Genomic DNA, 19,101 nt, shown 5'->3' with positions numbered 1-19,101 from the left:
CGCTTTTGGCCATGCCCTGAACAAGGTCTACGACCGTGATGTCCCGGTCGTCCGACGCTGTCGGTCAGGAGGTCTTGACCTTGATGCTGCCGTTCTCGATGCCCTCGGTGGCCTTCTTCACGGCGGCCTGGATGCCGGCGTCGTTCTTGAAGGCCGGGTTGGCGTCGGAGAGGCCGACACCGCCGTTGGCGAGGGAGCCGCGGATCTCGCCGGTGGCCGGCTTCTTGTCCTTGATGACCGACTTGGACAGCTCGTAGACCGCGCCCTCGGCGTTCTTCAGGGCCGAGGTCAGGATGTACTTCTTGTACTTGGCCAGCGCGGGCTGCTGGTACTGGTCGGAGTCGCAGCCGATCGCCCACACCTTGTGCGCGGCGGCGGACTTGATGACGCCCTGGCCCGAGAGACCGGCGGCGTGGTAGATGACGTCCGCGCCGGCGTCGATCTGGCCGTTGGTGGCGGCCTCGCCCTTGTCGGGGCTGGCGAAGCCGCCCTCCTGGGCCGTCTCGGTCAGGTACTGCTTCTCGATCTTGATCTTCGGGTCGACCGACTGGGCGCCCTGGACGTAGCCCGCCTCGAACTTGTGGATCAGCGGGATGTCCACACCGCCGATGAAGCCGATGTGGTGCTTCTTGGAAGCCTTGGCGGCGGCGACACCGGCCAGGTACGAGGACTGCTCCTCGTGGAAGACGAGGTCGGCGACGTTCTTCGCGTGGATGGTCTCGTCGTCGACGATGCCGAACGTGACGTCCGGGAACTTGGCGGAGACTTCCTTCACGGCCGGGGCGTAGGAGTAGCCGACGCCGATGATCGGGTTGTTCCCGGCCTTGGCGAGGGTCTCCAGGCGCTGGATCTTGTCCGCGTCGGACTCGCCGTCCTGCGGCTCCAGGTCGCGGCCGGTGACGCCGAACTCCTTCGCGGCCTTCTCCAGACCGGCGTAGGCCGCGTCGTTGAAGGACTGGTCACCGCGGCCGCCGACGTCGTAGGCCAGGCCGATGCCCTTGGACGTGCCACCGCCCGCGGCCGACGTGGACGAATTACCGCAAGCGGAAACAGTGACGGCGAGGGCTGCAGTTGCAACGCCTGCAATCGCGAGTCGGGACACCCGGCGCATGGAACGAGACTCCTTCGTGCAAGCGCCATGGAGGAGGCGCTGGTTCCGCGGCAGCGTAACGCGCGTAGACGGGCCGGAAAACCCTTTCTGTCCGGTCCGTTACCCGTCTGTGGCGACTATCACTGCGACCGTTACGGACAGCAGTGCGCCCCTTGCGGTAGGCAAGGGGCGCAACGGCTGACCGCGGTCCGGAACGGCCCGCGCGGAGCCTCAGGTCATCCGACGCGGACCTGACGCGGAATCACTTGGTGTTGACGGTGATCTTGCCGTCGATGATGTCCTGCTTGGCCTTCGCGACGGCGTCGACGACGTCCTTCATCGACTGGTACTTCGGGTTGGTGTCGGCGAAGCCCACACCGCCGGACTTCAGGTCGCCGCGCACCTCGCCGCTGAGCGGCTTGCCGTCGACGACGGACTTGGCGAGGTCGTACACCGCGCCGCCGACGTTCTTCAGGGCCGAACCGAGGATGTAGTTCTTGTACTTGGCCAGCGGGGCCTGCTGGTACTGGTCGGAGTCGACACCGATCGCCCACACCTTGTGGGTGGCGGCGGCCTTGATGACGCCCTGACCGGAGAGACCGGCGGCGTGGTAGACGACGTCGGCACCGGACTCGATCTGGCCGTTCGTCGCGGCCTCGCCCTTGTCGGGGCTGGCGAAGCCGCCCTCCTGCGGGGTCTCGGTCAGGTACTGCTTCTCGATCTTGATCTTCGGGTCGACCGACTGGGCGCCCTGGACGTAGCCCGCCTCGAACTTGTGGATCAGCGGGATGTCCACACCGCCGATGAAGCCGATGTGGTGCTTCTTGGAGGCCTTGGCCGCGGCGACACCGGCGAGGTAGGAGGCCTGCTCCTCGTGGAAGACCATGTCGGCGACGTTCTTCGCCTGGATGGTCTCGTCGTCGATGATGCCGAAGGTGACCTTCGGGTACTTGGCGGCGACCTCCTTCACCGCGGGGGCGTAGGCGAAGCCGACACCGATGACCGGGTTGTAGCCGGCCTTGGCGAGGGTCGCCAGGCGCTGGGTCTTGTCCGCGTTGGACTCACCGTCCTGCGGCGAGACGTCGTTGCCGCCGATCTTGAATTCCTTGCGGGCCTTGTCGTAGCCGGCGAACGCGGCGTCGTTGAAGGACTGATCGCCCTTGCCGCCGATGTCGTACGCCAGGCCGATGCCCTTGCCCGCGTACTTGCCGTCCTTGGACTGGCCGACGGACTCGCTGCTGGACTTGCCGCAACCGGCGGCCGCGAGGGCGAGGACCGAGACGGCCACCGCAACTTGGGAGAACCTCGTCATTCGAGAGTTCAGACGCACAGCAAGACCCCTTCGTCCCCACGGCACCGTCACCGGCCCGCTTCCTCAATGTGCCGCCTCTGGTGGCGATGCGGCGCACAGTAACGCGCGTAGAAGGGGAGGGGAACGGGGTTTTTCCTGGCTGTTATCGATTCGTGCCGCCTGCGTGCACAAGTCCGCTCCCCCGACCGGGGGCCAGCAGGCCGGGCCGGGGCGGGCGGCAGCGGTTGCTACAGCAGGATGTCGAGCAGGGCGGCGGCGGTGAACAGCTCGACGCCGACCGCGATGGCGGACTCGTCGACGTCGAAGTCCCCCTGGTGCAGGTCGCGCACCGTGCGCTCGCCGGGGGTGCGCACGCCGAGGCGGGCCATGGCGCCGGGGACGTGTTCGAGGTACCAGGAGAAGTCCTCGCCGCCCAGGCTCTGCTCGGTCCCCTCGACCGAGTCCGGACCGCGCCGCGCGATCATGGCGTCCCGGAGCAGCTCGGTGGTCACGGGGTCGTTGACGACGGGCGGCACGCCGCGCACGTAGTTGATCTCGGACTTGGCCCGGTGCAGGGTCGCGACCTCGTCGATCGCCGCGTGCACCAGGTCGGGGGCGTGCCGCCAGGCGTCCAGGTCCAGGCAGCGCACGGTGCCGGACAGTTCGGCGTGCTGCGGGATGACGTTCGGCGCGTGCCCCGACTCGACCCGCCCCCAGGTCACCGCGAGCCCGCCGCGGCTGTCCACCCGGCGGGCGACGAGCGCGGGGACGTCGACGGCGACGCGGGCGGCGGCGGTGACGAGGTCCGTGGTCAGGTGGGGCCGCGCGGTGTGCCCGCCGGGGCCGTCCAGCGAGACCTCCAGCCGGTCGCAGGCGCTGGTGATCGGCCCCGCGCGCAGACCGATGCGGCCGGCGTCCACCCGGGGGTCGCAGTGCACGGCGACGATCCGCCCCACCCCGTCGAGCACGCCGCACTCGATGACGTCGGTGGCGCCGCCGGGCAGCACCTCCTCGGCGGGCTGGAAGATCAGCCGCACCGGGCGCGGCAGCCGGCCCTCGCGGTGCATCTCGGCCAGCACGAGCCCGGCGCCCAGCACAACGGCGGTGTGGACGTCGTGCCCGCAGGCGTGGGCGCGGTTGGGCACGGTCGAGCGGTAGGGGCAGGTGGTCTTGGCGTCCGGGATGGGCAGCCCGTCGATGTCGGCCCGCAGGGCGAACAGGGGGCCGGAGGGGTCGGCTCCCTCCTCCACGCCGATGTCGCAGACGAGCCCGGTTCCGGTGGCGAGGACACGGGGCTGTAGCCCGGCCTTCTCGAGCCGCGCCCTGATCGCTGCGGTGGTGCGGAACTCCTGGTTGCCGAGTTCGGGATGCATGTGCAAGTCCCGTCGGAACGCCACGAGTTCGGCGAGCAGCGCCTCACTCAGCGTGCCGGGGAGCGCGGCTTCCCGGGGTTGATCGACCTCGGACTCTCGGGACGTCAATTGGTTCACCCTCTGAAGGGTAGGACGCCTGGACGGTCAACTGACCCTCGATCAACAAAAGTTCAGCCCGTTAGGGGAAGAAAATCTGACGACCGGGCGCATAGCTGTCGACGGAGATGGGTAAACTCGCCCGTTTCCGACCGAGTCGATCACGAGATCCACGGAGCGTGACCACCGCCGCACCCCGGCACCCGCCCCGCTTCTCTCTGTGTTCTCCTGCTCTCCAGTTCTCCTGCTCTTCCTCCACGGATACCACGCCCGGCCCGGAGCCGCCCGCGCTGTCCACCTTCCGGAACGTCTCCCTCCGGGGGATCGCGCCGCTAGGGTGCGCCGACGTGACCGATCCCCGCACCGCAGCAGCCCCGGCCGCCGACTTCCTCCGGACCACCGGCGCCTCGTACGACGCCATCGCCAAGGAGTACGCGGGCGAGCACGCGGACCATCTGGCCGACAGCCCCCTGGAGCGCGGGCTGCTCGCCGCCTTCGCGGAGCTGGCGCGCGCCGCCGCCGCTCCCGTCGCCGACGTGGGCAGCGGCCCCGGCCACGTGACCGCCCGCCTGCACGACCTCGGGGTGCCGGTCTTCGGCGTGGACCTCTCCCCCGCCATGGTCGACATGGCCCGCCGCACCCATCCCCACCTGCGCTTCCACGTGGGTTCGATGACGGCCCTGGACCTCCCGGACGCCACGCTGGGCGGCGTCCTCGCCCTCTACTCGATCATCCATGTCCCCGACGACCACCTGCCGACCGCGCTCGCGGAGTTCCACCGCGCCCTCGTCCCCGGCGGCCACGTCCTGCTGGGCTTCCAGTGGAGCAGCGAGACCCCAGGCCTCCACCTCACGGAGCGCTACGGCCACGAGATCGACCTCGCCTACCACTGGCGCACCCCGGACCAGGTCGCCGGCCTCCTGGCCGAGGCAGACCTGGAACCCCGCTCCACAACGGTGCGCGAGCCCCGGGGCGAGGAGAAGCTGCCCCGTGGTTCCGTCCTGGCGCGCAAGCCCGGTCCCTCCCCCGCGGGCTAGCCCGGCGTCACCGTGGCCAGCCGGTGCGCTTCGCGGGCCGAGCCCGTGACGCCCGAGAGGAAGCCCTGGGCTCGGGGGGAGGCGTGGTCGGTGAGCCAGGAGGGGTCGATGTCGCAGACGGCGACGCGGACGCCCGTGCCGGCCAGGGCCAGCGGGAGAGTGTGGACGACCGTGGAGGGGAAGCTGAGCACCGTCTGGCCGATGGGGCCGCGGCGGGCGATCAGTTCCAGGGGCAGGTCGGGGCGCACGATCTCCAGGCCCGTCTCGACGGCGAGGCGGTGGAGCTTGTCGGTGCTCTCGCGGCGGTGCGCGAAGTAGCGCGTGGTGCCGTGGGTGCGGGCCAGGGCGCGGACGGCCTCCAGGTAGCGGTCGCCGTCCACCACGCCGGTCTCGACGAGGGACGTGCCGACGAGGTCCGCGCCCTTGGTGATGCGCGGCGGGCCGAAGCGGGAGCGGGTCCAGGCGAAGTCGTTGGCGGTGACCGTGACGCCGTCCGGCGTCTCGCGGACCGGTATGGAGGAGAAGATCTCGACGCTGCGGCCGGGGCTCGGTGTCAGACGGCGCCGGGCCGCGCCGGAGACGGGCGCGAAGAGCAGGTCGCGGGGGCCGGGGCGGCCGCCCGTGCGGTGCCAGCGCACCAGGCGCTCGCCCCGGGCGAGCTGGGCGACGAACTCCATCGTCGCGGTGCCGTCGTCGACCACCACCAGGTCCGGGGCGCGGGTGATGGTCAGCAGCAGTTGTACGTAGCGGGAGAACGGGTCCCCCATGACCACGCGCCGGGCCCGGCGCAGCAGCGGCGCCAGGCCGGCGATGGTGCGGAAGGGCGCGACGGTGCCGCCGCGCGCCTCCTCCCAGCGGACCTGGTGACCCTCCTCGCGGGCCAGCTCGGCCATCCGGCGCAGCTGGCCGCGGGTCATCGGGTCGTTGGGGGACAGGACGACGAGGGTGAGCCCCGCGCCGGGCGCCGCGGCGCCGCGGGCGGGCGAGTGCGCCCACTCCAGCACGTTCAGGAGCTGTACCGGACTCTCGACGAAGGCGAGCGTGTGGGGGCCGGTGGATCCGGCGCGGGGGCTCATCGGCGTACGACCGTCCCGTCCGTCAGGGGGTGCTCAGACCGCGACCGGCTCGCCCGCGGCGGCGGCGATCTCGGCCTCGGCGACGACGCCGGTGACGCGGCGCAGCTTCTTCATCGGGCCGAGCTCCGACTCGTAGACCTTCTTGAGGCCGTCGCCGAGGGAGGACTCGATGGTGCGGATGTCACGGACGAGGCGGGTCAGGCCCTGCGGCTCGACGGAGGCGGCCTGGTCCGAGCCCCACATGGCGCGGTCGAGGGTGATGTGGCGCTCGACGAAGGTGGCGCCGAGGGCGACGGCGGCGAGCGTGGTCTGCAGGCCGGTCTCGTGGCCGGAGTAGCCGATCGGGACGTTGGGGTACTCCTGCTCCAGGGTGTTGATCACGCGCAGGTTGAGCTCCTCGGCCTGGGCCGGGTAGGTCGACGTGGCGTGGCAGAGCAGGATGTTCTCCGAGCCGAGGACCTCGACGGCGTGGCGGATCTGCTTCGGCGTCGACATGCCGGTGGAGAGGATGACCGTGCGGCCGGTGGCGCGCAGGGCGCGCAGCAGCTCGTCGTCGGTCAGCGAGGCGGAGGCGACCTTGTGGGCCGGGACGTCGAACTTCTCCAGGAAGGCGACGGCCTCGGTGTCCCACGGGGAGGCGAACCAGTCGATGTTCTTGGTCTTGCAGTACTCGTCGATCTGGCGGTACTCGTCCTCACCGAACTCCACGCGGTGGCGGTAGTCGATGTAGGTCATGCGGCCCCAGGGGGTGTCGCGCTCGATGTCCCACTGGTCGCGCGGGGTGCAGATCTCGGGGGTGCGCTTCTGGAACTTGACGGCGTCGCAGCCGGCCTCGGCGGCCACGTCGATCAGCTTGAAGGCGTTCTCCAGCTCACCGTTGTGGTTGATGCCGATCTCGCCGCAGACGTAGACGGGCTGACCGGGGCCGGCGGTCTTCGAACCGAACTGGCGCAGGCGGGAGTTGGTGCTCATGGCAGAGATTTCCTTACTTGGTGAGGGAATCGAGAGAGGGGCCGAGGATCCAGCTGGCGATCTCTCGGATCGCGCCGTCGCCACCGGGGACGGTGGTGACCGCGCGCGCGGCGCCGCGCACGACGTCGTGGGCGCTCGCGACCGCCACGGGCCAGCCCACGAGGGCGAAGCACGGGAGGTCATTGACGTCGTTGCCGACGTAGAGCACGCGCTCCGGCGCGATGCCCTGCTCCTCGCACCACTGCTTGAGGGCGAGGTCCTTGCGGTCGATGCCGTGCAGCACGGGAAGCCTCAGCTTCCGGGCGCGGGCGGCGACCACAGGGTTCTGTTCCGTGGACAGGATCAGCATCTTCAGCCCGCTGTCACGCAGGGCGGCGATGCCGAGTCCGTCCCCGCGGTGCACGGAGACGATCTCCCGTCCATCGGCGTCGATCAGCACCCGGTCATCGGTCTGGGTGCCGTCGAAGTCGAGTACGACCGCGTCGATGTCGGCGGCGGTCGGCAGCGCGCCGGGCCGGGCCGCGTCGAAGAGCGGGGCCAGGGCGCGGGCGCGGGCGAGGTCGTGCGGGTCGTCGATCTCCAGGACCCGCGCGGGGTCGGTGCGCACGAGTTGGGTCCGCCCGAAGAAGCGGTGCCGGTGCTCACGGAAGCCGGCCGCGTCCATGGCGTACGCGGCGCCGGTCTCCAGCAGGTCCTGGGGGCGGTCCTGGCGGCGCGGTCGGAAGGACTTGTCGTGGTTGACGCCGTAACCACCGTCGTTCTCCGTGGAGTTGGCGACGGTGAGCGAGCCGCCGACGGCCGCGGTGGCGCGGGCCTCGGCGACCGCCGGGTCGTCGTCGGCGTCCCGCCAGACGAAGCCGTGGAAGGGCGCGACGGTCAGCGCGGTGTCGGCACCGTTCTCGACGACGGCCGCCGCGACCGCGTCCACGTCCTCGCGGATCAGGAAGGGGCTGGTGCACTGCACCAGCAGGACGGCGTCCACCGGAGCGCCGTGCCGCGCCTCGTGGGCGTCCATGGCGTGCAGGACGGCGGCCTCGGAGGTGGCGGTGTCGCCGGCGATGGCGGCGGGGCGCAGCACGACCTCGGCGCCGGCCTGGCGGGCGGCTGCGGCGATGGCCTGGTCGTCGGTGGAGACGACCACGTCGGTCACCAGCCGGCCGGCCCGGCACTCGCGCACGGCGCGGGCGACCAGCGGTACGCCGCCGAGGGGGGCGAGGTTCTTGGCGGGCACGCCCTTGGAGCCGCCGCGCGCGGGGATCACCGCGAGCACCCGGCGCAGCGAAGCGCCCTGTCCCGTCTCCGGGTTGGACATGAGGTCTCCTTGGAAGGTCACAGCTCCCCCATCCGCCGGATCACCGGAGCGACCCGCTGGACGCCGTGCCGGTAGGCACCGCGCGCCGCCCGGCGCACGATCTGGCGGACCGCTCCCGGCGCCTTGTCGGCCGCGGGGGCGCCGGGCAGCGGCGCGCCGTCGGGGCCGAGGTGGTGGCGGGCGAGGATGCCGGGCAGATAGCCGGGCGCGGTCTCGGGGGTGTAGTAGGGGGTCAGGGGCGGCAGCGGCCCGGGGCGGTCCAGCAGCTCGGTGATGCGCGCGCGGGCCGCGTCGAAGGCGGTGACATACGAACCGTCGGCCGCGACACCCTGCCGGGCCACCCACTCCTCGTCCGCCACCGGGCGGTGCCCGGCGTCGAGCTGGTCCCAGGAGGCGAGGCAGCCGGAGCCGGTGAAGTGGTGGTTGCCGAGCAGCTCGCGCACCCCGAGGTCGGTCAGGACGGCCGTGGGGACACGGCGGTGCAGGGCCTCCAGCGCGGCGGTGGAGCTGACCGTCACCAGCAGGTCGGTGCGGTCGAGCACCTCGCCCATGTGCCCGTACACCAGACGGAAGTTGGCGGGCGGGTCCTGGCCCTGCACCAGCTTCTGGTACGGCAACTCCTCGATGTGGGTGGTGTGTTCGCCGGGCTTGGAGCGCAGCTTGAGCAGCACCTCGCGCTCGGGGTGGCGGCGGGCGTGCCCGATGAGCCGGTCCAGCAGGTAGGCGCGGTCCTTGCGGTTGTCGGGCACGGAGGGCTGGGCCGCGAACACCACCGTGTAGGGCCTGCGCCCTTGCTCCGCAGACGGGTCGTGTTCGCCCTCGTACGGCGCCCCGCCGAGGAACGGCAGCGCGACCTCGGTCACCGCTGAGGCCTCGGCGCCCACCCCCTCGTACACGGCCCGGAACCTGTCCGCGTCGTGGGCGGAGTTGGCGAGGACGAGGTCCGCGCCGTGGCGCAGCAGCAGCCCGTCGGCGAGCTTCTCGTAGACGACGCCGACGTAGCCGGTGACGACGACGGGGCGCTTCTCGGTGCCCCAGGCGTGCCGCAGTCCGTGCAGCATCGCCTGCACCCCGCCGCCGACCAGCGCCAGGACGAGGATGTCGTACGACTCCTCGGTCATGGCGCGCAGGAACTCGACGCCGGTCACCTCGCGCAGGGAGTCGGCGTGGACGCCGACTTCCTGGAGCTGGCGGGCGGTGGGGGTGGCGCGTCCCCGCAGGAGGTAACCGTCGAGCCGGATTCCGGCCCCGGCGGGGGCGAGACGCTGCGCGGTGAGGGCGCCCCATTTCCACCGGGTGTCGGAATCCGCGAGGACGGCGACCCTGAGAGACTTCGTTGCACTGGCTGGCACGTCGATGACGCTAGGAAGGCATTCCTAGGTTCCGCCCAACCCGAATGCAACAAACGGTTAACAGCACATCGCCGAATGGGGAATCGGGCCCCGGACGCGCCGGGAAAAGGTCCGGTTCACAGGTTCGCCACGCGCCGTTCACCCGATATCAAGGCGACAGTCAAGACGAATGCCGGGCTTCGCCCTAACGTCCATTGCGTGGTCAAGCTCTCCGTCATCGTGCCGTTCTACAACGTGCAGCAATATGCGCCCGACACCCTGAAGAGCCTGCGTGCGAATGCGCGTGAGGACTTCGAATTCATTCTCGTCGACGACTGTTCGCGCGACGGGACACCGGACATTCTCGCGCGCGCCGAGCGCGAGCTTCCGGGCGCCGTGTACGTCAGACACGAGCAGAACGGAGGACTCGCGACGGCGCGCAACACCGGCATCGACCGGGCGCGCGGCGAGTACGTGACATTCCTGGACGGCGACGACTGGCTCGCCTCGGGCTACTACCCCCGGCTGGTCGCGGCCATCGAGGAGCTGGGCTGCGACTTCCTGCGCACGGACCACGTGCAGTGCACCGCACGGGCGCGCAGCGTGCACCGGGTGCCGCACGGCCGGCGGAACACGGTGCTGGACCCGCGGCAGGCGATCCTGCCCGCCGACCGGTCCACCTCGGTCGACTACGCCTTCGCCTGGGCGGGCGTCTACCACCGCCGGCTGCTGGAGCGCGGGCTGCTGCATTTCACCGACGGGCTGCGCACGGCCGAGGACCGGCCGTGGATCTGGAAACTGCACCGGGAGGCGGAGTCCTTCGCCGTGGTGAACCTGCTCGGGGTCTACTACCGGCGCGGGGTCGCCTCGTCGCTCACGCAGATCGGTGACGTACGGCAGCTCGACTTCATTCGCGCATTCGACCAGGTCGTCGCGGACACCGCGCGGGACCCGGAGGCGGACAGGCTGCTGCCGAAGGCCGTGCGCACGTATTGCGCCATCATTTCCCATCACCTGGGATCCATCGAAAGGTTCGAGCCCGCGGTGGCGAAGAAGCTGAAATCCATGAGCGCCGCCGCGCTGCGGCGCATGCCGCAGGACGTGCTGGACGAGGCCCTGGACTCCATGGACCTGACGCGCGCCACGAAGCTGCGCCGGCTGCGCCGCCGCCCCGCCCCCGCGGGAGCCGCCGCGTGAGCGTCCAGATCTTCCAGGCGTCCACGCTCTACGGCGCGGCCACCCTCGCCGCCGCCCTGGACTCCGGCTGCTTCCGCCCGGCCGACCGGCGCATCCTGCTGGTCTGCAACAACGCCGCGACGCCCGAGACGACGCCGGGCCTGGACGAGACGCCGGGCTTCGAGCGGCTGCGGGACCGCTTCGACGACGTGGTCTCGTACAACGAGACCATCTCCCCCTTCCATCCCGGCGGTTGGTCCCCGCGCCAGGACGACACCGTGCTGTGGGAGCGGCATCTGCGCCTCGCCTGGAACCTCGGGGACGCCGACGTCGAGCTCGCCGTCGAGTCGATCCAGGTCAACCCGGCCCTCGGCATCGCCCAGATCTTCACCGGGGCGCCGGTCACGGTCTACGCGGACGGCCTGATGAGCTACGGGCCCACCCGCAACAAGCTCGACCCGCTGGTCGGCACCCGGATCGACCGGCTGCTCCACCTCGACCTGGTGCCGGGGCTGACGCCGCTGCTGCTCACCGAGTTCGGTGTGGAGCCGGAGCTGGTGCCGACCGAGGCCTTCACCAAGGTACTGGCCGAACTCGCCGTCACCGGCGAGGAGTTGCCGGACATCGAGGAGCCCGCCCTGCTGCTCGGCCAGTACCTGTCCGCGCTGGACATCCTCAGCGCGGACGAGGAGGAGGACCTGCACGTCCGGATGCTGCGGGGCGCCGTCGCGCTCGGCCACACCCGGGTCGTGTTCAAGCCGCACCCCTCCGCCCCGGCCCGCTTCGCGCGGACGCTGGAGGAGGAGGCCGAGCGGCTCGGCGCCGAGCTGACCGTCCTGGACACCCCAGTCCTCGCCGAGGTGCTGTACCAGCGGACGCGCCCGGCGCTGGTCGTCGGCTGCTTCTCCACGGCCCTGCTCACCGCGTCCGCGCTGTACGGCCTGCCGGTCGCCCGTGTGGGCACGGAGACGCTGCTGGACCGTCTGGCCCCGTACGAGAACAGCAACCGGATCCCGGTCACCGTCGTGGACGCGCTGCTGCCCGAGCTGTCCGACGAGGCCGCCGTCACCGCGCAGCGGGGCGGCCTGGACGTCACCGCCCTCGACGGGCTCGTCCGGGCCGTCGGCTTCGCCATGCAGCCGAAGATCTACCCGGGTCTGCGCAAGGCCGCCGAGGACTATCTGACGGCGCATCTGAACCAGGACACCTGGCGCTACTTCAAGCGCCGGCGCCTCACCTCGCTGGCGCTGCCGGGCGCGGTGCCCGCACAGTTCGCCTTCATCCCGCGCAACGCGACCGTACGCCGGGTCGCCCGCCGCGCACGCTCGCTGAAGCGGGCGACGCTCGGATGACCGCCCCCGTCAAGGCGTCCGCCGGCGCCGCCCCGCCGCGGCCCCCGGAACCGCGGCCCGCGAAGCCGCTGTCCGCGAAGCCGCTGTCCGAAGCGCGGGCGGCCGGCGACGGCGCCGCGCCCCGGATACCCGCGAAGGCGCACCCGCCACGGCTGCGTGCGCTCGACGGACTGCGACTCATCGCCGCGCTGATGGTCGCCTGCTACCACTACGGCGGCCGCGACGGCGAGGTCACCGACGCCTGGGGCAGCTCACCGAAGCACCAGTTCCCCCTGCTGCACGAGTGGTTCGCGTACGGGTGCCTCGGCGTCCAGGTGTTCTTCGTGATCAGCGGCTTCGTGATCTGCATGAGCGGCTGGGGCCGGACCCTGCGCTCGTTCTTCGCCTCCCGCGCCTCACGGCTGCTGCCCGCCTACTGGGTGGCGGTGATCCTGGTGACCGCCGTGTTCGCGCTGCCCGTGGTCGCCTACCGGGCCGTGTCGCCGAGCGACGCGCTGCTGAACCTGACGATGCTCCAGCAACCCCTCGGCGTGGACCGGGTCCTGGGCGTGTGCTGGACGCTGTGGGCCGAGGTCCGCTTCTACGCCCTGTTCGCCCTGTGCATCGTGCTGCCGGGCGCGAGCCGTCAGCGGGTCGTGCTGTTCTGTGCGGGCTGGACGCTGGCGGCGGCGATCGCGCAGGCCGTGAACGAGCCACTGCTCGACACCGTCCTGATGCCGGAGTACGCGCCGTACTTCATCGGCGGCGTCGGCCTCTATCTGATCCACCGCGACCGGCGGGACGCCTACGCCTGGGGCATCGTCGCCGTGAGCTGGCTGATCGGCCAGCACTACGCGGTGACCCGGCTGTGGCACGCGCCCGACCCGCAGTTCTTCTCCGACCGCTCCTCCCTCGGCATCGCCCTGGTCGTCACCCTCGGCTATCTGGCGGTGCTGGCCATCGCGCTCGGCTGGCTGAACCGGCTCGACTGGCGCTGGCTGTCGGTGGCGGGCGCGCTCACGTACCCCTTCTACCTGGTGCACGAGCACCTGGGCTGGGTCGTCATCGGGACGTACCACCGGACGCTGCACCTGCCCTCGTACGCCACCTTCCCGGCGACGGTCGCCACCATGCTGCTCCTGGCGTGGCTGCTCAACCGGTGCGTGGAGGACCGGCTCACGCCGAGGCTGCGGACGGCCCTGGGGAAGCCGCGGGCGTAGGGCCCTGGCGAGCCGCGGGCATAGGGCCGCTCGTTCGGATCACGCGGGCTCGTGATTAGCCCAGGCGCGGGGAGGAACGCTCCTTCGTCCTGAGTAAATCCGCGCGACGGGCCCAGGCCCCGCACGGCCCGTCGGGTAGGCGTCCGGGCCATGGCACCGACATCCTCCACGCTCGCCCCTGCCCCGACCCGACCCGCTCCCGAGACGCCCGGGCACCCGGGGAGGACCCCGTCCTCCCGCGCCCCGGGCAGACGCGGGAGCCGGCTGCTCGCCCTGGACGGCATGCGCCTCGTGGCCGCGCTGATGGTCGCCCTCTACCACTTCACCGGACGCGGCGGCACCATCTCCGCCTCCTGGGGCGTCTCCCCGTCCAGGCTGTTCCCGGGCCTGTCGGAGCTGACCGTCTACGGCTGCCTCGGGGTGCAGTTCTTCTTCCTCATCAGCGGCTTCGTGATCTGCATGAGCAGCTGGGGCCGTTCGCTCGGCGACTTCTTCCGCTCCCGGGTCGCCCGGCTCTACCCGGCCTACTGGGTGGCCCTGGTGCTGGTGGGCGCCGCGACCTTCGTCCTGCCCGTCGTGATGCACCCGCTGCGGCTCGACGAGTTCCTCGTCAACGTGACGATGTTCCAGATGCCGATGGGCACCCCGCGCGTGCTGGGCGTGTGCTGGACGCTCTGGGTCGAGGTGCGCTTCTACGCGCTGTTCGCCCTGCTCGTGGTCGCGCGCGGGGTCACCTACCGCAAGGTGGTGCTGTTCTGCGCCGTGTGGACGCTGCTCGCGGTGATCTGCAAGGGCGCCAAGACGGAGCTGACCGAGCAGTTGGTCATGCCGGACTACGCGCCGTTCTTCATCGGCGGCCTCGCCCTGTACCTGATCCACCGCCACGGCGGCAATCTGCTGCTGTGGGGCCTGGTCGCCGTCTCCTGGCTACTGGGCCAGAGCAGCGCCACCAACGGCCTGTGGCAGCCCGGCACCCACGGTGACTTCACCCGGGACCCACACATGATCGTGCTGGTCGTCACCCTGTGCTACGCCGCCGTGGCCGCCGTGGCCCTCGGCTGGCTGCGCTGGGCCTCCTGGCCGGGGCTCGCCCTGATCGGCGCGCTGACGTACCCCTTCTACCTGGTGCACGAGCACCTCGGCTGGTTCGTCATCCGCGTCCTGCACCGCGGCTGGGGCCTGCCCGCGTGGACGACGCTCACGGTGACCGTGTCGGGGATGCTGGTCCTGGCCTGGCTCATCCACCGCTACGTCGAGCGGCCGCTCGGGCCGCGCCTGAAGCGGGGGCTCAAGGCGGTTCGGTAGGTCGGGAGTTCAGCGGGAGTTCGCCCGGTCGTCGGATGCGGAGGCCGTACGCGGGCAGGTGTGCCGGAGTCCTTGACCGAGCAGAGGGTTGCTCGTAGGTTCCGGCCCTGTCCCCCGTACCCGCAGCGCCGCTCGCGCACTAGGAGTACCGCCTCCCCATGACCGCAAGCCCTGCCACGATCCGCCCGCCCCACCGCCTCGACGACGTCCCCGGATGGTTCCCCGTTCTCGACCAGGTGCTCTTCGAGTGGCTCCTGGACCGGCAGGAGTCCGATGGCACCACGGGTGACCTGCTGGAAGTGGGGGTGTACATGGGCAAGAGCGCCATATTCCTCGGCCGCCACCTCGAAGCCGGCGAGCACTACACGGTGTGCGACCTCTTCGAGGGCGACGCCCCGGACGACGCCAACCGGGCGGAGTCGGCGTATTCCTACAGTTCCCTCACCCGGCGCACGTTCGAGGAGAACTACCTCGCCTTCCACGAGGAGCTGCCCCGCGTCCTGCAGGGCCCCAGCTCGGTGGTGCCGGGCGAGGTGAAGCCGGACTCCTGCCGGTTCGTCCACATCGACGCCTCGCACCTGTACGAGCACGTGCACGACGACATAGCGGCCGCCCGGGAGGCACTCCTGCCGGGCGGCGTGGTCGTCCTGGACGACTTCCGCTCCGAGCACACCCCCGGCGTCTCCATCGCCGCGTGGGAGGCGGTCCTCAACCGGGGCCTGAAGCCGATATGCCTCAGCACCCAGAAGCTGTACGGCACCTGGGACGACCCCGAGCCGATCCAGGAGGCGCTGCTGGCGATGGCGCGCGGCCGCCGGGACTGCCACCTGAGCGTCCAGCAGGCGGCCGGGCACCGCATCATCCGCCTCAAGTCCAAGAAGGACATGCGGCCCCCGCCGTTCCCGCCCTCCCGGCACGCGAGCACGAGCCCGCTCCCCCCGCCGTCCCCCCACTCCCCCGACCGCACCAAGCGCCTGCGCCGCCTGGCGGTGGACCTGCTGCCCCCGTTGGTGACCCGGGCGCTGCGCAATGCCCGCCGAGCCAGGTAATCTCCGTCAGGCCCAGCCCCCAGGGGCGCGGGGCTGTGTCTCATGTGCGGCTCCGCCGCGTGGGCGCGCCCAGCCACGACGCGCCGGCACCCGAAGAACAACCGCTCCCCGCCGAATCACAGCGAAGCGTCACGCGCTGGCAAGCGACAGCTTCACCGCGAACCCGAGGAACAGCGCCCCTGCCGCCGACGTAGCCGTCGCCGACAGCCGCTTGCGGCGGCGGAAGGCGGCGGCCAGCCTGGTGCCGCTGAAGATCAGGGCGCTGAGGTAGAGGAAGCTCGCGACCTGGGCGAAGGCGCCGAGGACGACGAAGGAGAGCGCCGGGTAGGCGTAGCCCGGGTCGACGAACTGCACGAAGAAGGCCACGAAGAACAGGATCGCCTTCGGGTTGAACAGGCTGACGACGAAGGCCCGGCGGAAGGGCCGCTCATCGCCGGCCGCGGCCGCGACCGGCCCGGCCTCCTCCGCGACGCCCGCCTCGCGCCGCGTCCGCCACATCCCCCACGCGGCCCGCAGCATCCCGATCGCCAGCCACGTCAGATACCCGGCGCCCGCGTACTTCACGACGGCGAACAGCACCGCGTTGGCCTGGAGCAGGGACGCCACCCCGGCCGCGGACAGGGTCATCAGCACGGTGTCCCCGCACCACACCCCCGCCGCGGCGGTGTATCCGGCGCGTATGCCGCGCCGGGCGGCGACCGAGAGGACGTACAACGAGTTGGGACCGGGCAGCAGGACGATCAGGACGAGTCCTGCCAGGTAGGTGGGCAGATCGATGACACCGAACATGGAACGGAGTGTCGCACGCGGCTGCGACGGCCCCGCCCGGGAGTTCGAGGAGTGGGACGCTCAGGACGCGTCCGCCGGGACGTACGTCCCCCACACCTCCCGCAGCGCCCCGCACACCTCGCCCAGCGTCGCCCGCGCCCGCAGGGCCTCCTTCATCGGGTACAGCACGTTGTCCTCGCCCGCGGCCGCCTTCCGCAGCTCCGCCAGCGCCGCGTCCACCGCGCCCTGGTCGCGCTCGGCGCGCAGCTTGGCGAGGCGTTCGGCCTGCTGGGCCTCGATGGCGGGGTCGACGCGGAGCGGCTCGTACGGCTCCTCCTCGTCCAGCCGGAAGCGGTTGACGCCGACGACGACCCGCTCGCCCGCGTCCGTCTCCTGTGCGATGCGGTAGGCGTTGCGCTCGATCTCGTCCTTCTGGAAGCCCCGTTCGATCGCCGCGACCGCGCCGCCCAGGTCCTCGACCCGGCGCATCAGGTCCAGCGCGGCCGCCTCGACGTCGTCCGTCATGCGCTCGACGGCGTACGAGCCCGCGAAGGGGTCGACGGTCGCCGGTACGTCGGTCTCGTGGGCCAGGACCTGCTGGGTGCGCAGGGCCAGGCGCGCGCTCTTGTCCGTCGGCAGGGCGATCGCCTCGTCGAAGGAGTTGGTGTGCAGGGACTGGGTCCCGCCGAACACCGCGGCCAGCGCCTGGACGGCGACCCGGACCAGGTTCACCTCGGGCTGCTGGGCGGTGAGCTGCACCCCGGCCGTCTGGGTGTGGAAGCGCAGCATCCACGACTTGGGGTTCCGCGCGCCGAACTCCTCCTTCATCACCCGCGCCCAGATCCTGCGCGCCGCGCGGAACTTGGCGACCTCCTCCAGCAGCGTCGTGCGGGCGACGAAGAAGAAGGACAGCCGGGGCGCGAAGTCGTCGACGTCCATGCCGGCCGCCACCGCCGTACGGACGTACTCGATGCCGTCCGCCAGCGTGAAGGCGATCTCCTGCGCGGGGGACGCGCCCGCCTCGGCCATGTGGTAGCCGGAGATCGAGATCGTGTTCCACTTCGGGACCTCGGCCGCGCAGTACCTGAAGATGTCGGCGGTCAGCCGCAGGGACGGCCCCGGCGGGAAGATGTACGTGCCCCGCGCGATGTACTCCTTCAGCACGTCGTTCTGGATCGTGCCGGTCAGCCGGTCCGCCGGCACCCCCTGCTCCTCGGCGACCAGCTGGTACAGGAGCAGCAGCAGCGCGGCCGGCGCGTTGATCGTCATGGACGTCGAGACCTGGTCCAGCGGGATCCCGTCGAACAGCACCCGCATGTCCTCGACCGAGTCGACGGCCACACCGACCTTGCCGACCTCGCCGTGCGCGATCGGGGCGTCGGAGTCGTGGCCCATCTGGGTGGGCAGGTCGAAGGCGACGGACAGGCCGGTGGTGCCGTGGCCGATGAGCTGCCGGTAGCGGGCGTTGGACTCCGTCGCCGTGCCGAACCCGGCGTACTGGCGCATGGTCCAGGGCCGTCCGGTGTACATCGAGGGGTAGACGCCCCGGGTGAAGGGGTACGCGCCGGGCTCGCCGAGCCGCTGCGCCGCATCCCAGCCGTCGAGGTCCCGCGGCCCGTAGACCGGCTCGATCGGCAGTCCGGACTCCGACTCACGCGCCATGGTGGATGCCTCCGCGTCACATCGACTACTCCCCACCATGCCCCGTAGTTCGGCGGCGGTCACGCGGGGGAACATCCTTGGCATGAGGATCAGGGGGACCCACACCGCCGCGCTCGTCTGCTCCGCCGCCGCACTCGCCGCCCTGTGCGGCTGCACGCCGAAGGCGTCGGGTGCCGGCCACGGATACTCGCCGGTGCACATCGACGTCCCGGCCATGCGTTCGCCCTCCGCCGCCCACCCCCGCTCCAGCCCGCCGCCCGCCCAGGACGATGCCAAGCCCGCCGCGCCGCCGCCCGCGCCCTCTCCCCCGGCCCGCGTCCTGTGGGCGCGCGGCGATACCGGCCGGGACGTACGCGAGCTCCAGGCGCGGCTGCGTCAGGTCGAGTGGCTCCGCGACGGGCCGACGGGGACGTACGACGATCTGACTCAGGAGGCGGTCAGCGGCTTCCAGGGCAAGCGCGGGCTGCCCCGGACGGGCCGGACGGACACCGTCACCTGGCAGCGGCTGCTGGCGATGACGCACGAGCCGGGCCGTTGGGAGCTGTACCTGATGGGCGGTCAGCCGGCCGCCGCACCCGACCCGCGCTGCCTGACCGGCCGGGTGCTCTGCATCAGCAAGACCAGCCGGACGCTGCGCTGGATGATCGACGGCCGGACGGTGTCGACGATGGCCGTCCGCTTCGGCGCGCAGTACACACCCACCCGCGAAGGTGTGTTCCACGTCTACTGGAAGTCCCGGCACCATGTGTCGACGCTCTATCACTCGCCCATGCCGTACGCCCTGTTCTTCAGCGGCGGGCAGGCGGTGCACTACTCGTACGACTTCGCGGCCCGCGGCTACGCCGGCGGCTCGCACGGCTGCGTCAATGTGCGGGACGAGGGCGCCATCGCGCAGCTGTTCGCGCACGTGAGGAACGGGGACAAGGTCGTCGTGTACTGGTGACCGTCCCGGGTCCCGGAGGGGAAGTGGGGCGCGGGCGGGACCGGGGGAACGTGTCCCGCCCGCGCCAGG

Annotated in this window: 16 protein-coding genes; 7 read left to right on the top strand and 9 right to left on the bottom strand. The window is 71.5% G+C overall.

All coding sequences use genetic code 11. The features are described from left to right. Window positions 1-64 precede the first annotated feature (64 nt). From QFZ74_RS19695 to QFZ74_RS19685, 3 genes are all read right to left on the bottom strand, one after another. Window positions 65-1,111: a BMP family protein gene (locus QFZ74_RS19695; RefSeq protein ID WP_307622116.1), complete on the bottom strand. Its 1,047-nt coding sequence runs from the start codon at window positions 1,109-1,111 to the stop codon at window positions 65-67. A 241-nt stretch (window positions 1,112-1,352) separates the two neighbouring features. Next, complete coding sequence (locus QFZ74_RS19690) at window positions 1,353-2,402, bottom strand: BMP family protein (protein WP_307622115.1); 1,050 nt, start codon at window positions 2,400-2,402, stop codon at window positions 1,353-1,355. 227 nt (window positions 2,403-2,629) lie between these two features. After that, a complete protein-coding gene (locus QFZ74_RS19685) occupies window positions 2,630-3,871 on the bottom strand; it encodes a M20 family metallopeptidase (protein ID WP_307622114.1) in 1,242 nt (413 codons plus the stop codon). Between the two features lie 326 nt (window positions 3,872-4,197). Here QFZ74_RS19685 and QFZ74_RS19680 point away from each other — a divergent pair, with 326 nt between their 5' ends. Next, the gene (locus QFZ74_RS19680) at window positions 4,198-4,887 is read left to right on the top strand and encodes a class I SAM-dependent methyltransferase (protein WP_307622113.1); all 690 of its coding nucleotides are present in this window, start codon (window positions 4,198-4,200) and stop codon (window positions 4,885-4,887) included. On the opposite strand, the gene QFZ74_RS19675 is transcribed toward QFZ74_RS19680, so the two are convergent. The 4 genes from QFZ74_RS19675 to QFZ74_RS19660 are packed head-to-tail and all read right to left on the bottom strand — an operon-like array spanning window position 4,884 to window position 9,599. Continuing rightward, window positions 4,884-5,963 (bottom strand): hypothetical protein, encoded by a 1,080-nt coding sequence (locus QFZ74_RS19675; RefSeq protein ID WP_307622112.1) that lies wholly within the window; start codon window positions 5,961-5,963, stop codon window positions 4,884-4,886. The genes QFZ74_RS19680 and QFZ74_RS19675 overlap by 4 nt on opposite strands. A 33-nt stretch (window positions 5,964-5,996) precedes the next feature. Then, window positions 5,997-6,935, bottom strand: a complete 939-nt coding sequence (locus tag QFZ74_RS19670; RefSeq protein ID WP_307622111.1) for an N-acetylneuraminate synthase family protein — start codon at window positions 6,933-6,935, stop codon at window positions 5,997-5,999. A 13-nt stretch (window positions 6,936-6,948) separates the two neighbouring features. Next, window positions 6,949-8,247 carry an N-acylneuraminate cytidylyltransferase gene (locus QFZ74_RS19665; protein WP_307622110.1) on the bottom strand — a complete coding sequence of 433 codons (1,299 nt, stop codon included), beginning with the start codon at window positions 8,245-8,247 and terminating at the stop codon, window positions 6,949-6,951. Between the two features lie 17 nt (window positions 8,248-8,264). Continuing rightward, entirely contained in the window at window positions 8,265-9,599 is a 1,335-nt protein-coding gene (locus QFZ74_RS19660) for a DUF6716 putative glycosyltransferase (RefSeq protein WP_307622109.1), read from the bottom strand. Between the two features lie 198 nt (window positions 9,600-9,797). Between QFZ74_RS19660 and QFZ74_RS19655 the strand changes: the two genes are divergently transcribed. The 5 genes from QFZ74_RS19655 to QFZ74_RS19635 all read left to right on the top strand — a co-directional run bounded on the left by QFZ74_RS19655 (window position 9,798) and on the right by QFZ74_RS19635 (window position 15,659). Continuing rightward, window positions 9,798-10,775, top strand: coding sequence for a glycosyltransferase family 2 protein (locus tag QFZ74_RS19655; protein WP_307622108.1), 978 nt, complete (start codon window positions 9,798-9,800; stop codon window positions 10,773-10,775). Continuing rightward, a complete protein-coding gene (locus QFZ74_RS19650) occupies window positions 10,772-12,106 on the top strand; it encodes an alpha-2,8-polysialyltransferase family protein (protein WP_307622107.1) in 1,335 nt (444 codons plus the stop codon). The genes QFZ74_RS19655 and QFZ74_RS19650 overlap by 4 nt, the downstream gene beginning before the upstream one ends. After that, complete coding sequence (locus QFZ74_RS19645) at window positions 12,103-13,305, top strand: acyltransferase (RefSeq protein WP_307622106.1); 1,203 nt, start codon at window positions 12,103-12,105, stop codon at window positions 13,303-13,305. The genes QFZ74_RS19650 and QFZ74_RS19645 overlap by 4 nt, the downstream gene beginning before the upstream one ends. A 150-nt stretch (window positions 13,306-13,455) precedes the next feature. After that, on the top strand, window positions 13,456-14,610 hold the full coding sequence (locus QFZ74_RS19640) for an acyltransferase (protein ID WP_307622105.1): 1,155 nt from the start codon (window positions 13,456-13,458) through the stop codon (window positions 14,608-14,610). Between the two features lie 158 nt (window positions 14,611-14,768). After that, window positions 14,769-15,659 (top strand): class I SAM-dependent methyltransferase, encoded by an 891-nt coding sequence (locus QFZ74_RS19635; protein ID WP_307622104.1) that lies wholly within the window; start codon window positions 14,769-14,771, stop codon window positions 15,657-15,659. Between the two features lie 129 nt (window positions 15,660-15,788). Here QFZ74_RS19635 and leuE read toward each other — a convergent pair whose 3' ends face one another. Both leuE and QFZ74_RS19625 read right to left on the bottom strand, forming a co-directional pair. Continuing rightward, window positions 15,789-16,448 carry a leucine efflux protein LeuE gene (gene leuE / locus QFZ74_RS19630; protein WP_307622103.1) on the bottom strand — a complete coding sequence of 220 codons (660 nt, stop codon included), beginning with the start codon at window positions 16,446-16,448 and terminating at the stop codon, window positions 15,789-15,791. A gap of 60 nt (window positions 16,449-16,508) precedes the next feature. Beyond that, window positions 16,509-18,089, bottom strand: a complete 1,581-nt coding sequence (locus QFZ74_RS19625) for a methylmalonyl-CoA mutase (protein ID WP_307622102.1) — start codon at window positions 18,087-18,089, stop codon at window positions 16,509-16,511. A gap of 82 nt (window positions 18,090-18,171) precedes the next feature. Here QFZ74_RS19625 and QFZ74_RS19620 point away from each other — a divergent pair, with 82 nt between their 5' ends. Next, complete coding sequence (locus QFZ74_RS19620) at window positions 18,172-19,032, top strand: L,D-transpeptidase family protein (RefSeq protein ID WP_307622101.1); 861 nt, start codon at window positions 18,172-18,174, stop codon at window positions 19,030-19,032. Window positions 19,033-19,101: the final 69 nt, after the last annotated feature.

The organism is Streptomyces sp. V3I7 (genome assembly GCF_030817495.1).
In the GTDB taxonomy this organism is placed as follows: Bacteria; Actinomycetota; Actinomycetes; order Streptomycetales; family Streptomycetaceae; genus Streptomyces.
This window is presented reverse-complemented; position numbering and strand designations above follow the sequence as displayed.

What these genes read in the sequence shown, in the direction of transcription:
- QFZ74_RS19695 (WP_307622116.1), bottom strand. Translation starts at nt 1,111, where the DNA reads ATGCGCCGGGTGTCCCGACTCGCGATTGCAGGCGTTGCAACTGCAGCC.
- QFZ74_RS19690 (WP_307622115.1), bottom strand. Translation starts at nt 2,402, where the DNA reads ATGACGAGGTTCTCCCAAGTTGCGGTGGCCGTCTCGGTCCTCGCCCTC.
- QFZ74_RS19675 (WP_307622112.1), bottom strand. Translation starts at nt 5,963, where the DNA reads ATGAGCCCCCGCGCCGGATCCACCGGCCCCCACACGCTCGCCTTCGTC.
- QFZ74_RS19670 (WP_307622111.1), bottom strand. Translation starts at nt 6,935, where the DNA reads ATGAGCACCAACTCCCGCCTGCGCCAGTTCGGTTCGAAGACCGCCGGC.
- QFZ74_RS19665 (WP_307622110.1), bottom strand. Translation starts at nt 8,247, where the DNA reads ATGTCCAACCCGGAGACGGGACAGGGCGCTTCGCTGCGCCGGGTGCTC.
- QFZ74_RS19645 (WP_307622106.1), top strand. Translation starts at nt 12,103, where the DNA reads ATGACCGCCCCCGTCAAGGCGTCCGCCGGCGCCGCCCCGCCGCGGCCC.
- QFZ74_RS19640 (WP_307622105.1), top strand. Translation starts at nt 13,456, where the DNA reads ATGGCACCGACATCCTCCACGCTCGCCCCTGCCCCGACCCGACCCGCT.
- QFZ74_RS19635 (WP_307622104.1), top strand. Translation starts at nt 14,769, where the DNA reads ATGACCGCAAGCCCTGCCACGATCCGCCCGCCCCACCGCCTCGACGAC.
- leuE (WP_307622103.1), bottom strand. Translation starts at nt 16,448, where the DNA reads ATGTTCGGTGTCATCGATCTGCCCACCTACCTGGCAGGACTCGTCCTG.
- QFZ74_RS19625 (WP_307622102.1), bottom strand. Translation starts at nt 18,089, where the DNA reads ATGGCGCGTGAGTCGGAGTCCGGACTGCCGATCGAGCCGGTCTACGGG.
- QFZ74_RS19620 (WP_307622101.1), top strand. Translation starts at nt 18,172, where the DNA reads ATGAGGATCAGGGGGACCCACACCGCCGCGCTCGTCTGCTCCGCCGCC.